Annotated in this window: 10 protein-coding genes and 1 pseudogene; 3 read left to right on the forward strand and 8 right to left on the reverse strand. The window is 38.8% G+C overall.

The window, feature by feature from the left end; translation table 11 throughout:
* Positions 1-19: 19 nt before the first annotated feature.
* Positions 20-1,807 (forward strand): AsmA family protein, encoded by a 1,788-nt coding sequence (locus Xbed_RS13345; RefSeq protein WP_086113405.1) that lies wholly within the window; start codon positions 20-22, stop codon positions 1,805-1,807.
* Here the strand turns inward: Xbed_RS13345 and fabY are convergent.
* The 4 genes from fabY to typA form a co-directional block, all read right to left on the reverse strand.
* Positions 1,797-2,714, reverse strand: a complete 918-nt coding sequence (gene fabY, locus Xbed_RS13350; protein ID WP_086113406.1) for a fatty acid biosynthesis protein FabY — start codon at positions 2,712-2,714, stop codon at positions 1,797-1,799. The genes Xbed_RS13345 and fabY overlap by 11 nt on opposite strands.
* A gap of 83 nt (positions 2,715-2,797) precedes the next feature.
* Positions 2,798-3,235 (reverse strand): D-aminoacyl-tRNA deacylase, encoded by a 438-nt coding sequence (gene dtd, locus Xbed_RS13355; protein ID WP_086113407.1) that lies wholly within the window; start codon positions 3,233-3,235, stop codon positions 2,798-2,800.
* Between the two features lie 76 nt (positions 3,236-3,311).
* Positions 3,312-3,929 carry a glucose-1-phosphatase gene (gene yihX, locus Xbed_RS13360; RefSeq protein WP_086113408.1) on the reverse strand — a complete coding sequence of 206 codons (618 nt, stop codon included), beginning with the start codon at positions 3,927-3,929 and terminating at the stop codon, positions 3,312-3,314.
* Between the two features lie 299 nt (positions 3,930-4,228).
* Positions 4,229-6,052, reverse strand: coding sequence for a ribosome-dependent GTPase TypA (gene typA / locus Xbed_RS13365; RefSeq protein WP_086113409.1), 1,824 nt, complete (start codon positions 6,050-6,052; stop codon positions 4,229-4,231).
* A 558-nt stretch (positions 6,053-6,610) separates the two neighbouring features.
* On the opposite strand from typA, the gene Xbed_RS13370 reads away from it, so the two are divergent.
* Positions 6,611-8,050, forward strand: coding sequence for a hypothetical protein (locus Xbed_RS13370; protein WP_086113410.1), 1,440 nt, complete (start codon positions 6,611-6,613; stop codon positions 8,048-8,050).
* Between the two features lie 45 nt (positions 8,051-8,095).
* Here Xbed_RS13370 and Xbed_RS13375 read toward each other — a convergent pair whose 3' ends face one another.
* Positions 8,096-9,589, reverse strand: a complete 1,494-nt coding sequence (locus tag Xbed_RS13375; protein ID WP_086113411.1) for an Ig-like domain-containing protein — start codon at positions 9,587-9,589, stop codon at positions 8,096-8,098.
* A gap of 306 nt (positions 9,590-9,895) precedes the next feature.
* On the opposite strand from Xbed_RS13375, the pseudogene Xbed_RS13380 reads away from it, so the two are divergent.
* Positions 9,896-10,085 (forward strand): annotated as a pseudogene (locus Xbed_RS13380) (transposase); the annotation flags it as partial.
* A gap of 20 nt (positions 10,086-10,105) precedes the next feature.
* On the opposite strand, the gene Xbed_RS13385 reads toward Xbed_RS13380, so the two are convergent.
* The 3 genes from Xbed_RS13385 to Xbed_RS13395 form a co-directional block, all read right to left on the reverse strand.
* Positions 10,106-13,024, reverse strand: coding sequence for an Ig-like domain-containing protein (locus Xbed_RS13385; RefSeq protein WP_086113412.1), 2,919 nt, complete (start codon positions 13,022-13,024; stop codon positions 10,106-10,108).
* Between the two features lie 601 nt (positions 13,025-13,625).
* On the reverse strand, positions 13,626-15,269 hold the full coding sequence (locus Xbed_RS13390; protein WP_086113413.1) for a hypothetical protein: 1,644 nt from the start codon (positions 15,267-15,269) through the stop codon (positions 13,626-13,628).
* A gap of 725 nt (positions 15,270-15,994) precedes the next feature.
* On the reverse strand, positions 15,995-17,153 hold a 1,159-nt coding region (locus Xbed_RS13395), incomplete at its 5' end, for a hypothetical protein (protein WP_208612243.1).

Raw genomic sequence — 17,153 nt, forward strand, 5'->3', positions numbered from 1 at the left:
GCTATGCTGAGGTGCATTTATGAAGTGGTTAGGGAAATTGTTTGTCACTCTGCTATTACTGTTGATTCTGACAATGATAGTCGTCTATGTTGTTATTCAGACCCACTGGGGAGCTAAACAGCTAAGTCAATGGATCAGCAAGCAGGGGCATTATCAAATCAGCATTGCAAGCATCAGTCATAGTTGGTTGCAGCCGGCCACCCTGACACTCAAACATGCAGATATCAGTGATAAACAAAGCCCTTTTTCACTGAGCGCCGATACCATCAACCTTGATTTTAAGTGGCCGCACCTCCTGACACTCCAGAATCTTCATCGCCTGACACTGCAAGAAGGCACCTTGATACTGTCAGGAAACCCATTTCATCCCCTCTTACAAGCTGATATTTTGCAACTTAACCAGATGAATGTTCAGTTAAACACTCCGAATGCTAACATTCAGGGGGAGAATATCACTGGCGGCATTGCACCCTGGAACCCTGCCGTGGGGAACCCGCTGGGTAATGGAAAGTATCAATTCAGCGCGACTGCACTCCGTTTAAATGGCATTCCGGTTGAAGATGTTGTTATGCAGGGTCGTTATCAGGATAGAACCCTGACCATTGACTCTTTTGGTGCAACATTTCTGCGTGGTGCGATTTCTGGCGATGGTCAGCGGCGGCCAGACGGCAGTTGGAAATGGAACAATATCCTGATCAGCGATATTCGCTGGCAATCCCCGCTGACAATGGACTCATTGCAGGAAAAACTCAGCCATCTTCCCGCCATTTATGTTAAAGACCTCAATATCACCAATGCCAAGCTGCAAGGTTCAAACTGGTCGGTTGATTATTTGGATAGCACCATCAAAAACTTGGGGTTGGTTAATGGTCGTTGGGATGCAGAAGAGGGATTGGTAGATTTTAATGCCATGAACATGATGTTCAATAACGCACAGTTCAGCGATATTTTGGGGAAACTCCGTTTCTCTGGTGATATTTTTACCATTGCCAACCTGACAACCCATTATCAAAAAGGCTTGTTTAACATCCAATCGCAATGGGATCGCAAAAACCGCCAACTGACTATCAAAGACAGTTCTGTAACCGGATTACTTTATACTCTCCCCTCAGAATGGCTTAACGATGTCAAGAAACCCGCACCAGAATGGATTTCAGGACTGAAACTGAATAACATTACCCTCAATAATACGTTGCTGATTGATACCAATCCCCGTTTCCCATTCCAGCTCACCACCCTCTCAGGCCATATTGATACGATGGATATCCTGAAAAATGGTGAATGGGGATTGTGGAATGGTCAGGCCTATTTGCAAGCGGCGGGAGGAACATTCAACAAAATTGAGATCACACGCCCTTATCTGCAACTACACGCAACAGATAACAAGATAACCCTTGATAAATTGGATGCTTTCACAAGTGATGGGTTATTGAAACTGACCGGAACTGCCGAGAAACACACGGCTCAGACCCCGTTCAATCTCAATTTCAAAGGCATGAACACGGATTTGAACATCCTGCCACAATGGGGTTGGGCACCGCTCAATCTTCGCGGAGAAGGGAATTTTTCGCTGGCTATCACTGGTGACCTCTCTGCTGATGATCTTAAAAGCACAATCAATGGCACATTGAATGCCGAAGATAAATCATCAGACAAAGAGTCACAATCCATTGAGCAAGGTTTGATATCAACGAGTCGCTGCGCTCCGGTAGCGCACTCTCCTGCCGATAATACGGATACAGGGCAGCCTACAATCAATAATCCCTCTACAACAGAGAGTCAAACCTGCGCAAAAATCAAGCTGTAGCAAAACGTTCAGGAGGCAGAACAAGATAAGTACCGGTGAACACGCTACCAATGCCGTGTTCACCGCTAACCTGCACTTCCAGTTTCACCCGCGCTTTGTTGCCTCTGGCAAGACGGGCCAGATCACCGCTCATGTTATTGAAATCCGCTGTTGCACTGGGGCGCCCTATAATCGGCTGTCGGTAGCGTATATTGGCATCCACCAGAATGATATCGCCCCCCAATTGGCGTTCCTGAAGCAACAACCAAATCAGCCCCCATGCCGTTAGCGTGGCCTGTGAGAACAGGCTGCCCGCAAAAATGGTATGGTGCGGGTTCTGGTTTCCGGCTTCCGGCATCGTGGTAATAAAACGCTGCCCAGTATATTGAGTGATACGAAGCCCCATCTTTTCACTCAGGGGAATATGCTTATACCATGCCTGCTGTAATTCTGCGCACCAGTCAGGGCGATGCAAAATATCATCAAGGCTCATTATGGGCTTGATCATGAGAAAATGGTTAATGGGCAACGCCTTGGCACCATTGATCAGACCCCGGTTTTGAAAACCCAATTTATCGAAAAAATCAACGGCATCTTCCCGCGCGCTACAAACGACCCGCTTCACCCCTTCCTGTCTGGCGACAGATTCCAGGGCCATCGCAATCAATGTCCCCAGCCCTTTCCGCTGGACACTGGGATGTACAGCCAGAAAACGGATAGCACCTTCATTATCCGCATTGATATATAAACGCCCAACAGCCAGCGGATTACCATGTTCATCCACCACCATTTGATGATGAGCCATAGAATCGTAACCATCTTTCTCTGAACCGACAGGCTGGTGAAGCGGCTTACGCAGCATCTCCCAACGAAATTGGTAGTAGGTCTCCAACTCTTTTTCTGTTTGAGGTACTCTCAGGTGGTACATAGAAACAGCCCCTTCTCTTGTGTGTTGTCGAGTGTAATCAGGGAAACGTATGCAGAGCGGTGGGTTATTACCTAGAGTTGTTATTACACTTGCAACCAGAAAGTCACCGGTCCGTCATTTGTCAGACTGACTTTCATCTCTGCCGCAAATTTCCCCGTTTCTGTTTTTACACCAGTTGCACGGCACTGTTCAACAAAATAGCAATAAAGTTCGTCCGCTTTTTTAGGTTCAGCCCCACCAGAAAAACTGGGTCGCAAGCCTTTCTGGGTATCTGCGGCGAGCGTAAATTGGGACACCACCAGCACACTACCTTGAGCCTGCTGAACATTGAGATTCATTCTTCCCTGCTCATCACTGAATACCCGATATCCCATGATTTTCTCGCATAGGCGCTGGGCTTTTTGCGGGTTATCGTCTTTTTCAACCCCCAGTAACACCAGTAATCCCTGTCCAATTTCCCCAATAGTTTCGCCTTCAACAACAACCTTTGCTTGTGTTACACGCTGAATCAATCCGATCATTTTTCTTGCCTGTTATCCTTGCCCTGACTGGGCAAGGAGGGTGGAATAAAACACCTTTCGTCATAAGCGAAAGAGATTAAGTGTCTGTGGGAAGTGAGAAATCATGAGTTTTAAAGTAATCAGGAACCACGTTCCTGTCGGTCACATGAATGGCATGGATACCGGATTGTTTGGCCGCTTCAACATGTTCAAGAACATCATCAAAGAATATCGCCTGAGCCGCCGTCACACCTTCAGTTTCCAGTACATATTTAAAAATGGCAGGATTCGGTTTACGCATCCCCAAATCTTGAGATAAATAAAGGAAATCTGTTGACGCTGCAATCTCAGGGTAATGCTCAGGCCAGTAATCAAAATGTAGGCGGTTTGTATTTGACAGCACAACCACACGATGCCCCTGAGCACGTAATTTATTCATTAAGCCAATGATTTCTTGCCTGACACCAATAAAAATAGCATTCCAGCCTTCCGCGAACTGTTCAAAACTGAGCGACATCCCCATTTCATCGCACATCATTTCTGCGAATTCACGGTCACTGATTTGCCCGCATTCATGCTTTTCCATCGATTCCCCCAGTGAAAATCTTGGGGTCAATGTTGCCAGTGGTGTTCCACCCAAATTACTCCAGACAGCCAGTACTCTTTTAAAATCAATATCAATAATCACATTACCCATATCGAAAATATACAGCATAATCCCTCCTGACTGATGCTAATCGTTTGCTACTTTTATCATAATTTTGTTAAGAAAAAAGGTAAGAAGACAAAAAAACGAACAAATGGCTTTGTTGCTGAACAATAGTTGCATTTAGGGGATCCCACTGAAGCCCTGACTGGCTGTCGGTGTGGGTGATCAGGAAAAGGTGGCAGGGATTATGGAAAGGGGCACGATAAAAAACTCAGGGTGCCCGAGCACCCTAAGCTATGTGCATTCAACCAGTCGCATTCAACCAGTTATATGCAATCAGTTATATGCAATGCGCAGCCATGAAATTAAACGTCTTTGCTACGATTTGCGCGACGACGATCGTTTTCAGTCAAGTGACGCTTACGCAGACGAATTGACTGTGGAGTCACTTCAACCAGTTCATCATCATCAATAAACTCCAACGCTTGTTCCAGCGTTTTCTTGATATGTGGAGACAGCGTTGTCGCTTCATCCGTTCCTGACGCACGTACGTTAGTCAGTTTTTTACCGGTCAGACAGTTAACGGTCAGGTCATTAGAACGTGAGTGAATACCGATAATCTGGCCTTCATACACTTCAGTACCGTGACCAAGGAACAACTTACCGCGCTCCTGCAAGCCATACAGAGCGTAAGCAACGGCTTTACCCTGTCCGTTAGAAATCAGTACGCCGTTCAAACGACGGCCAATTTCACCCGGACGGATATTGTCATAATGGAGGAATGTTGCGTACAGCAGGCCAGTACCGGAAGTCATGGTCATGAACTCAGTACGGAAGCCGATCAGACCACGGCTTGGGATCACGTAATCAAGACGAACACGGCCTTTGCCATCTGGCAGCATGTCACGCATTTCGCCTTTACGCTCACCCAGAGCCTGCATCACATCACCCTGATGCTGCTCTTCGATATCCAGAGTTACCTGCTCGAAAGGCTCTTGCTTACGGCCATCAATTTCACGGAAAATAACTTTTGGACGGGAAACGCCCATTTCGAAGCCTTCACGACGCATGTTCTCGATCAGAACAGACAGGTGCAGCTCACCACGACCAGATACACGGAATGCGTCTGGGTCTTCAGTTTCTTCAACACGCAGTGCAACGTTGTGAACCAGCTCTTTTTTCAGACGATCAAGGATCTGGCGAGAAGTCACATACTTACCTTCACGGCCACAGAACGGTGAGGTGTTGACACAGAAGTACATGCTTACGGTAGGTTCATCCACCGCCAGTGCGGGTAACGCTTCAACCGCATTGACTTCACACAGGGTATCGGAGATGTTCAGGTCGCCAAGACCCGTAATCGCGATGATATCGCCCGCTTCCACCTGATCAGACTCGATGCGATCCAGCCCCAGATGGCTGAACACTTTACCGACTTTACCGTTGCGGGTTTTCCCTTCGCTGTCGATAAGGGTAATGTTCTGGTTTGGTTTCACCGTACCGCGCTTGATACGGCCAATCCCGATAACCCCAACATAGTTGTTGTAATCCAGCTGAGAAATCTGCATCTGGAATGGGCCATCAAGGTCAACCTTAGGGGGTTCAACGTGTTCAACGATTGCCTGATACAGCGGAGTCATATCTTCAGCCATATCAGTATGGTCGTTACCCGCAATCCCCATCAATGCAGAAGCATAAACGATTGGGAAATCCAGTTGCTCATCTGTTGCACCGAGGTTCACAAACAGGTCAAATACCTGATCCACAACCCAGTCAGGACGTGCGCCAGGACGGTCAACTTTGTTGATGACCACGATAGGTTTCAGACCGTGGGCAAACGCTTTTTGGGTTACAAAGCGAGTCTGTGGCATTGGGCCATCCATCGCATCAACCAGCAGCAGCACACTGTCTACCATCGACATGACACGCTCAACCTCACCACCAAAGTCGGCGTGGCCTGGGGTGTCTACGATATTGATGCGATAATCATTCCATTTAATGGCGGTGTTCTTTGCAAGGATCGTGATACCACGCTCTTTTTCCAGATCGTTGGAATCCATCACCCGCTCAGTAGTTGCAGCACGCTCACCGAAAGTACCGGACTGTTGCAGGAGTTTATCAACCAGCGTGGTTTTGCCATGGTCGACGTGAGCGATGATGGCGATATTTCTTAAGTTATTAATTGACAAGTATTTTTACCGTTTTAGCTATTTGAGAAAATATTACATGGATGCAGCGTGGCAGGACGCCGCTACACCCATCTAACACAAATATGCTGCTATTTTACACGTTATGGATACAGAGTGAAATAAATGTGAAGTGCATCACCTTAAAAACTCGTCTGCAAAGAAGATGAGCTTGGTGGATGAGCCGGCTTAACATGCTAAAAAAGTGCTCTGCTTGCGTTCGTTAGCGCCGGACATTTATACCATTTTAATCCTTGCGCTGCTTGATTTTTACTTATCGTGATAAATAATGAGAATTGGCTTAATGATGATTATTTAAGATTACCATTTCATTATAAACAGCAAATAGAGTAAAAAACGATATTTTATCTGCAAGCCATAATCACAAAAAAAGATTACTCGAAGAATATAGCGGGTAATAGAAAATTACACAATTCACATTAATAAAATTTCAAATTAACAACAAAGTAAAATTAACCATAGTGATAGATTATTTTCATTGGAAGAGCGCCATCGAATTAATTTAATATAAACAATATGTTAACATCAAAGGAAAACAATATGTCTACTGAAAAGTATTTTTTAGATGCACCTATTTTACCGCAAGCTAAAAATGGTGTTTTAGATAAATCAGAAATACAAGGTAAAATTGAAATCATCGTTCCGCAATACCAGAATAATTCAGAAGGTGATACAATCCATCTTTATTTTGGTTCGGAAAAAAAAAGCATAACACATACTCTAAATCATCTTGATGATATTACATTCTATTTTAACAAAGATGAAATCCCAGAAGGAAATTATGTTGTAAGTTACTCAGTCACTGATATATCTCAAAATGCAATTAAATCACACACAACAAACATACAAGTTGTTGACCATGTAACTTCCTCATCTTTTGGAAAAAATTGCTTTCCAGCACAGTGTGTAGAAGATGTGGATTCTATATCCCTTCCGGTAGATTTTGAAATTACAAATGTTGAGATATATGCCGTAGAAATTAATGGTTCTAATGAAATGGTTAGTCAGGATACATCACTCATTGCTAATGGCACGGATAAATATAAATATAGGGCTCTTATTTCTAAAAAAGGCAGCAATGGTAACGACCCAATTATCAATCACACATTTAATAATGTGGAATGGACGCGTGATCAGAGCCAGATCAACAACACAGATTTGCCGCAGCCTCAACCTGATGAAAAATCCCCCACAAAAACGGATTATGCAGGATATTTATATGCAACATTATACAGTAATGTTGGGGTTTATAACGATATTGTCGTAACATTGACAATGGGAGAAGGGTCTGTTAGTAAAGATTCGGATAATACAGTGAGTTTTATTCCTATAGCTCAGAAAGCAGTAATGTATGTCTATAATATAAATCGTGAAAAAGAAATATATAAAATATTTCAAGAACCACAGCCCTATAATTTTTTTAATAATTTGGCTGCAAAATTAAGACCCGCTAAAAACCCAAATATTGACTTTGACACCTCAGAACTGACTTATAATTTTAAAACTACATTTCCTAATGGATATACCAATGTAGTTGATATTGGAAAAGATAGCAAAGGACCTCTGACTTTTGACCAGTATGGAAAAGTAATAATACAGGCTGTTATTAATAAGGACGATGGGACATGTGAATCATACGAATATAAATTAAACCTTGGAAGGGCTTTGATTTTTACTGAAGGTAAAAATTTATATTTTCCGGCCAAGGATAGCACCTCATGTGAAAATATCAACCCCGATTCATCGGCAGTATCTCTTTCTATAGATGATTTCCAAAAAAATGACAAAGGAATAGCGATAAATAATGAATTTAAAAACCTCTATGAATGGGGGTTATTTGGCAATAATGAACAAATAAAAAATGATCTGAGATTTAAAGTTCGTGGTAAGGATGGTGCTTACATAATCTATGATGCAATTAAAAATGAAATAGATAATTCACATGATGCAAAAGGCCTCATAATATGCACGAAAAAGTAGTTATTAATTCAAAGATGGCCAATAATATTGGCCATCTTTATCACATTATTTTATCTCGCCAAAATAGGCATTATAGATAAAGAACAAAGAATTACATGCATGCTCCGGTTTCTGAATTATTGGGCACTTAAATTCTACATCCACAGACTTCGGTGTTTCAATTCCTTCCACAGAAGCCACGACCGTAACCGACCGAGCTTGAGTACTCGTCAATGTCGTGGTGGCATCACCATTAAGATCGGTTGTGCCGCTTGTTGGGTTAAGTGTTATTCCTTCCTGGTCAGAGTCTTTTATAATCCAGTTAACCTTTTTATTAGTCGCTGGATTCTTCCCTGTAACATCCTTAACGTTGACTTTCAAGGTATAAATATCATTCACTAATATAGGGCTGGGTGGCGAAACAGTTAGGTTTTGAATAGGGTTGGGTATTTTCTCGCCCATATAAGTGAATTTTCTTTTATATGAAATTTCTATAGTGCCCCCTATGAAAATTACTATATAAGAAAAACTAATTTCTTCTCCATGCTGAAACATTCCATAAGGTAATTTAATAGCATAATTGCCTAGCTGTTTGTCTGGATTTCGGATATTAACTATGTGATCAGTGGGTTGACCATTAATATAAAATATTATGATATCACCAGAGCTTGCTTGATCATATTTAGCTATGTTTACCCAAAAATATTCAGAACCATCAGAAATTAAAGTTTTCGATGTAAGTCCATAAATTTCTGGCCACCATAAATAATTTGGCGATTGTAAATTGGCACTGATAGCATAGATAGGTGTGGTGGCAGGCATAGGATAGAACGTGGGGTCTTGGCCTTCAATCATAGAATATAAATGGAGCACAGCTGATAAAGACTCTAGTGAATAAAGATAAAACACGACATTCCCACTGCTATCTGAGTTGATATATATTTTACCAAAACCTTTATCTGCTGTTGGTGTAACTACCTGATTGGATGTGACATCAAAGATGAGAAACTTGTTTAAGTTACCTGTCATGTTATCAGTGATTAATACAGGAACACCCGATAATGGCTGGTGATCTGGATCTTTTATGACGGTATGTACTTTAGTGCAGTAGGTAGCACCTGGTGTGGAAGGACAAGGTCCATTTATTGAAGTAGGTGGTTTTGATGGTAAATCTAAAAATTTGTTGTCAACAGTGAGTACTAATGTCTCAGGATCAATGTCTTTTGGTGTGCATTGAAAATTTTGTGGTGTAAAATCAATCACATTTGTGCTAACAGTAAATAGTATTTTTTCACCTGATTTTATATTGCTATTAACTGTCAGCATAACAGTTGTAGTTGCAGTTAGTTGGTCTTGAGATAAATACAAAATAATATTACCATTTGGTGGAGTAATGTTTTTTGACTGGCTAAAAATTATTGTAGGTAGAGAAACTGTGATCCTTGATGTTGATTTTAATTGTATAGTTAATGGGAAAGATTGGCCTTTTATTAAATCGGCATCCGGTCTTAAAGAGAAGTCCATTAGTTTTGTTGTTAGTGATTTTTGTTGTTCAGACATGTTATCACCTCACGGATTTCTAGATAAATAAATTCGGTTTTTGTAGGTGGCTATAGGTTAAACATTACAGGATAATTATTCTAATAAAAATAAGTTATCACATGATAACTTATTTATTTTGAATTCAATGCACTAACTTAATAAGAGTAACTTAATTTAATAATCCAAATTTTATGTAATGAAAGGTTTTTTCACCGAATAAAATGAATTAATAACTTTAAAATAAACTATCTAAGTAGTCATGTGTGTGTTAGAGGTATTATGTGATCATTTGGGGAGTGAATTGCACTTGCTGAATAAGATAAGATGTTATCAAAACGTTTTATCATCAAAACGAACAATGGTCAGTTAAAGATTATTTCTCAGATCGAACATTCACGCCACCTCAGTATAAAAGGATTTCTGTTGACGGTTTTAAGTGGCTTACTGTCTTAAATGGAAGAAACCGCCACTGAATGTTTCCTATATGGAAGAAGATTTATCAATGACGGCTTAAACAGAATTCAGGTTATTGTATTAAACCCGCCATGTATAACTCACAAGACAAAGTAAATAACCTTTAGCATTCTCATCATCCACAATTTCGTCTTTTTCAGCGTCATAGATAAATCTTTCACCATTTTTATATTTCCCAACGAATGTTGTCATTGCAGGCTCAATAGAATCGAGAAGTCCCCATGAATAGCTGTTTGGAAATTCACTTGTTAAAGAATAATCATTATTGACATTTATTCCCACATCAAATTCATTAGCATCGCGTGTATATTTACCCAGATTGTCGCATGTAAGAGTACCATCACTATTTTTTTGCACAAGTCCCATGGGAAGATAAGGTTCCAAGGCATTTTTAGGCGAAAAAGAATAGGTATAAGTGTACCTTGCCTGATTGGTTCTTTTTATCGTTACGCTAGCCGGAGCCACTTGAACGCCACTAAGTCCAACAACGTTCCCAAGGTCAATTTCTCCTGTATTTATATCGATATATCCGACGTCGTTAATACCGCCAAACCCACTTTTATCAACAACGTATCCCCCTTCATCCAGAATCTTTTTCTTTATCGATAAATCGTACAACTGGGCGTACATCTTTCCAAATACGTTGTTAGGTCTCAGTTGGTCTTCAAATATTTTATGCTTCTTAATGGTTTTACCATCAGCTTCTTTGATATAGACAAAAACCCCTGATTTTTGTGGCACGGTTTTAAAAACCACTGGCTCGGCTTTTTTCGAGGTAGCACTCTCTTTTCCTGTCGGGAGAGTTAATGTCACTGTTAACCCACCCGTTATCTGATCATCTTTAAGCTCACCAATCCCGACTTGACTACTCAACTTAGCGGTAATGTGACCATCTTTTACTTGATTATCACTCGTGATTTCCCATTCCGGCTTACCATTATAAGTATTAGCAATAAGATCCATTCCCCATTGAGCATTATTTATATAAGTCCCATCAGGTGGTGCCGCCTCTGTACCTGCCTCAACAATTTTGGCCGTATAGAGATAATAACTTTGACCATCACCTGACAAAGGATAGCCGTCGGGCTCAAAAGTTGACCAAGGATAGCTGGGATCAACACCTACTACACTCAGGCTTTTTATCTCGAATGTGTCTGCGGTTTTTTTAAAGTCTACAGGGTCTGCACACTGCTTTGTTGAAGGTATCGGCAAAGCATTTTCAACAATAAATAAGCAAACTTCTGCACCGGTCACTACCGATTTTGTCTGACTACTGTATAAGTCGACTTGTAATAAACCGCTACCATCAGGGTTAACGGTGACTTGCCCTGTATCTGATAGCCAGGTTTTTTGTGGTTCCGCATCTTTTGGAAGAGTCAGTTGCCATTTGAATTTAACATCTTGTTTTGTATAAGGCGTTACACCATCAAGACCAACGACTTTTGCCGTAAATGTATAGTGTTCTTTTCCATCGGGATGCACTGTTTTATTTTTTGGAGTAAACGTCGGTTTCTGAATAATTGGCCACTTGAATTCCACATCCACAGACTTCGGTGTTTCAACGCCTTCCACAGAAGCCTCTACGGTAACCGACCGAACTTGAGTACTCGTCAATGTTGTGGTGGCGTCACCATTAAGATCGGTTGTGCCATTTGTTGGGTCAAGTGTTATTCCTTCCTGATCAGAGTCTTTTATAATCCAGTTAACCTTCTTATTCGTTTCTGAATTCTGCCCCGTAGCATCCTTAATGTTGATTTGCAAGGTATAGATATCATTTATCAATATCGGGCTGGGTGGTGAAACGGTTATGTTTTGAATAGGATTGGGGATTATTTCGCCCATATAAGTCAATGGTAAGGACATAGACGTTAATGAATCTCCTGATGTTCTTATGATAATATAAGAAAAAAGGGACTCAACATTATATTCAAATATTTGATAAGGCACATAGATACTAGGAGTTCCTAGATCCTTTTTTATATCCCTAATCGTTTTATTTTGACCTGTATACTTAGCAGGATCATTCTTTGTCGAAACAAGAAATAATATCACATCACCAATAGCCGGATCATTATATTCATCCACTGTAACGATAAAATTTTTCTCTCCATCAGAAGTTAGGTTTCCAGGAGGATAATAACCCAAAATACTGGGTGCTCCTGTCGAGTGAATAAAATCAGGCTTTCCGCCATAGATAGCATAAATGGGATGAGCATAACCTTGAGCAACACCAGGAACAATACACGTTAACTGAACGCCTCCTGATAATGATTCTTTGGCATAAACAGAAAAATCGATCTCTCCTTCTGAGTTTGATGTTACCATAACTCCTTTCTTACCTTCAAACTCAATAATATTGAGTGGATTCAGGCCTGCTGCATCACGCAATTCAAAAAAATCTAGTTGATTTACATGTACTGATGATATAAACACAGGTGTATTTGATAATGGTGTTTTTTGTATTGTATTATCTTTTATGATTGTATGTACTTTGGTACTGCCATTTTTTGTTTGGGCAGTACCATCGTATGGTGATTGTAAATATTGGTTATCAACTATAAGATTTAAGGTGTTTGGATCAATATTTTTCACTGCACATTTATATTTGGCACCTTGGGATGGGTCAACATTTGGAGCTATATTAAATGTAACGGTATCACCCACATGTGTGTCTTGAGGAACAAAAAATATAATAGCGCATGAACCTGATCTTTTATTATCTTTATTTATGACAAGCGGAAGTTGATAAGAACCATCCTGTTGGGCTGGAACTGTAGTTACGACACTGATCTTATTTAGATTATTAACAGAGATAGTTGAGGAAGATGGCAAATTTACTGTTGAATTAACTGTAATAATAATTTGAAATCCCTGATTTATAATCAAATCATCAATTTTAACCAAAGAGTATTCTATTGATGTTGTTGGTGGGAGAACACTACCCCCCTCATTAATTGAAGAGACGGATTTGGTAATCATTTTTACCTCACTTTGATAAATTTTTCATATAGTTAAACTTTCCATGTATACGTTATCTGTAATATAATGCTTATGTATTTATTCTCATCGGAACAATATATTATGCAATTCAATTGCAAAACATCCATATAATCACTGCTTGTAAAGATAAAATTTACATTACATAAAGTAACAGTTTCAAAAAACAGTAAAATTAATAATAGTTATCGACCGATAAAAAACATTATCTACAAATTTATTTAATATAATGATTATAAATATGGATACATTAACACCTCAACTGAATAAATATAATAAAATATTTTTTACTATTTCCGTTAAAAACACTTTTATAAACAATGTGTTTCCTGTATTTTAAATAGTCATAATCTTAAATCTTAGTTAGACATAGTGTTTTTGCTCAATAAAATGGTTTACCCAACCATCATGCCGTCCTATAATCCCTCAAAAAACGTCAACAGTCCCAGTTAATTTATTATCCACTATTTTAAGTCATAGTGATATTTTCCAGAAAAATTATCTCTTACCATCTCATAGTAGCATTATTCATATAATGGTGTTCATTCAGGTTATCATTTTAATGATAACCTGAATTTGTTAATTATTCACCATAACCAGGACCATTGCCTGGCACAGTTTGAATATTTGCTGACCAAATCTCGCTATATGACTTTATCCCTTTATATGTATATTCATAAGTTAACTGAATGCTTCCTATTTCAATATCATTGAACGGCTCAATATTATAAAGATCGCTATAAGGAATATGAACCTCTGCATAGATTTTATTATGGTCATTTTGTTTTATTTCAACAGGAGCACTCGGATATGACGTGATTTTATTAATATTTCCTGAATTAATGTATGAAGTTAAGGTTACCTGAGTTCCTAGTGGTACTTTATCCGTTTCTGTTCCAGGAGCATCAGTTCCTAAAATTTGAATATACAATCCCGTGCCTTCACCATCTGGATACTTAATTATAGAATCCAGGTTAACTACAGTATGGTTTGGTATAATCACATTCTTAGAAATTCCCATGCCTGTATAAACAATACAGGCTTGATAATCCCTGGTTACACCCTCCTCAGGGCTATACGGTATTCCCCCCATATATGTTAATGGCAAGGGCATAGATGTTAATGAATCTCCTGATGTTCTGACGATAACATAAGAAAAATGGGACTCAACATTATATTCAAATATTTGATAAGGCACATAGATACTGGGCGTTCCTAGATCCTTTTTTATATCTCTAATCGTTTTATTTTGACCTGTATACTTAGCAGGATCGTTCTTTGTTGCAACAAGAAAAAATATCACATCACCAACAACCGGAGCACTATATTCATCCACTGAAACGATAAAATTTTTCTCTCCATCAGAAGTTAAATTTCCAGGAGGATAATAACCCAAAATACTGGGCGCTCCTGTTGAGTGAATAAAATCAGGCTTTCCGCCATAGATAGCATAAATGGGAAGGGAATAACCTTGAGCAACACCAGGAACAATACATGTTAACTGAACGCCTCCTGATAATGATTCTTTGGCATAAACAGAAAAATCGATCTCTCCTTCTGAGTTTGATGTTACCATAACTCCTTTTTTACCCTCAAACTCAATAATATTGAGTGGATTCAGGCCTGCTGCATCACGCAATTCAAAAAACTCTAGTTGGTTTACATGTGTTGATGATATAAACACAGGCGTATTTGATAATGGTGTTTTTTGTGTTGTATTATCTTTTATGATTGTATGTATTTTGGTGCTGCCATTTTTTGTCTGGTTAGTGCCATCGTATGGTGATTGTAAATATTGGTTATCAACTATAAGATTTAAGGTATTTGGATCAATATCTTTCACTGTACATTTATATTTAGCGACTTGGGATGGATCAAAACTTGGGGCCATATTAAATGTAACGGTATCACCCACATGTGTTTCTTGGGGAACAAAAAATATAATAGTGCATGAAGCTGATTTTTTATCTTTATTTAGGGTGAGCGGAATTTTATAAGAGCCATCTTGTTGGACAGGTATTGCAGTTACAATGCTAATTTTGTTTATATTATCAACAGAAATAGCTGATAACAGCGGTAAATTCACTGTTGAAGTAACAGTAATAATAATTTGAAACCCCTGATTTATAATTAAATTATCAATTTTAACCAAAGAATATTCTACTGATGTTGTTGGTGGGAGAACACTACCTTCCTCATTAATTGAAGAAACGGATTTGGTAATCATTTTTACCTCACTTTGATAATTTTTTAATATAGTTAAATTTACTATTAATACGTTAGTTGTAATATAATGACTATGCTTTTACTCCCATTGTAACAATATTTTTTGTAATTAATTTGCAGGACATCCACATAATAATTTCTTGTTAAAACCAAATTAATTTACATTTATAAAGTAACGATTTAAAAAAAAAAGTAAAATGAATAATAGTTATCGACTGATAAAAAAATATTATCTGCAAATTTATTTAATATAATTCTTATAAATATGGATACATTAACATACCAACTGAACAAATTTAGTGTAATAAAAGAGTTTTCTTCTATTTTTTGTTAAAAATATTTTTATAAATAATATTATGGTTGCAGTTTAAACGGTTTTGATCTTCGTTAGACGTAGTATTTCCGCTCAATGAAATGGTTACCTATTCTGTTAGATATATATTAACAGTGATTGATTTCTTTTAGACGAGGTACCAAAATATACCAGAGACAAAACTGATTTCTCTTGTGTCGAACAAATACTCACTGTTTGTCAACTCAGGTTTTTCTGGCGCAATAAGTATTATTGAGTTGAAATATCTTGCGACAGTCATAGCAGTGACAATGGGGAAGACAATAAAATAGAGGGAGATTATAACAACAAATAATATATAATAACGTTATCAATAAAATCCCTTACTTTATAAATAATGACCATTTGACTGGCTATCTTTTAATTAATAACCACTATTTAATGCATACTATCATTCCTTTTGGAACATATGAATAATCAATTTTATGTTTATTTGCATCATATATTATATAATCACGACTGCTGTCACGAATTTTAATTTTTAAATTATTTTTTATTTGTTCATCATTGCCAAACAACCCCCATTCATAAAGATTATTAAACTCATTGTTTATAGCCACTCCTTTATAATTGGATTGGAAATCATCTATATAAGGAGTTGATTGTATTGAAACAGAATTAATAGTTTCACATGAATGATGATCTTTGGCCGAATAATATAATTCTTTCCCTCCCATAAAAGCTAATGCTCTTCCAACGTTTAATTTATATTCGTATAACTCAATTACTCCATTGCTCTTGTTAATTAACGCCTGTATTACTCCTTTTCCATACTGCTGAAAAGTGATAGGCCCTTTGTTATCTTTCCCAAAATTAACCATATAGGGATTTTCAGGAGGGTCTGTAGCTATAAAATTATAAGTCAGTTCTGATGTATTAAAGTCACTGTTTGGTTTTGCAGCTGATCTTAATTTTGTAGCTAAACTAATAAAGAAGTTATAGGGATGTGGTTCTTTAAATGTTTGATATACTTCCTTCTCACGATTTATATTGTAGGCATGCATTACTGCCTGCTGAGGTACAGGATCAAAACGTACTAAATTGTTCTGATCAGTCTTACCAATCTGTTTTCCTCCCTTTTGGGTTGGTATCTGCAACGTTACTTCAATATCCTTACCCACCCCAACATGACTGCCTAAGGTTGCATATAAATATCCTTGGTTATCTGTCTTTGATGATGTTTCTTCAGGCTGAGGTAAGTATTTGTCGTCGATTTGTGTCTGATCACGGGTCCACACCACGCCACTGAATAGGTGATTTTTAATTGGATCTTTACCATTGCTGCCTTTTTTCGTCATCAGCGCCCGGTATTTATATTTATCCACGCCATTGCCAAGTAGTGGTTTGGTCTTATCAAAGGGTTTTTCAGAACCGCCGATTTCGACGGCGTAAACCTCAACACTGGCAATTTCAAAATCCACCGGAGGGGGTACAAATTCCACATCCACAGACTGCGGTGTTTTAATTCCTTCCACTGAAGCCACTACGGTGACCTTCTGAGCTTGGGTACTCGTCAATGTTGTGGTGGCGTCA

Source organism: Xenorhabdus beddingii (assembly GCF_002127545.1).
GTDB classification, from domain to species: Bacteria; Pseudomonadota; Gammaproteobacteria; order Enterobacterales; family Enterobacteriaceae; genus Xenorhabdus; species Xenorhabdus beddingii.

Excerpts from the sequence above, each read along its gene's own strand:
- fabY (WP_086113406.1), bottom strand. The coding sequence starts at position 2,714 with ATGTACCACCTGAGAGTACCTCAAACAGAAAAAGAGTTGGAGACCTAC.
- Xbed_RS13370 (WP_086113410.1), top strand. The coding sequence starts at position 6,611 with ATGTCTACTGAAAAGTATTTTTTAGATGCACCTATTTTACCGCAAGCT.
- yihX (WP_086113408.1), bottom strand. The coding sequence starts at position 3,929 with ATGCTGTATATTTTCGATATGGGTAATGTGATTATTGATATTGATTTT.
- Xbed_RS13375 (WP_086113411.1), bottom strand. The coding sequence starts at position 9,589 with ATGTCTGAACAACAAAAATCACTAACAACAAAACTAATGGACTTCTCT.
- Xbed_RS13390 (WP_086113413.1), bottom strand. The coding sequence starts at position 15,269 with ATGATTACCAAATCCGTTTCTTCAATTAATGAGGAAGGTAGTGTTCTC.
- Xbed_RS13385 (WP_086113412.1), bottom strand. The coding sequence starts at position 13,024 with ATGATTACCAAATCCGTCTCTTCAATTAATGAGGGGGGTAGTGTTCTC.
- Xbed_RS13345 (WP_086113405.1), top strand. The coding sequence starts at position 20 with ATGAAGTGGTTAGGGAAATTGTTTGTCACTCTGCTATTACTGTTGATT.
- dtd (WP_086113407.1), bottom strand. The coding sequence starts at position 3,235 with ATGATCGGATTGATTCAGCGTGTAACACAAGCAAAGGTTGTTGTTGAA.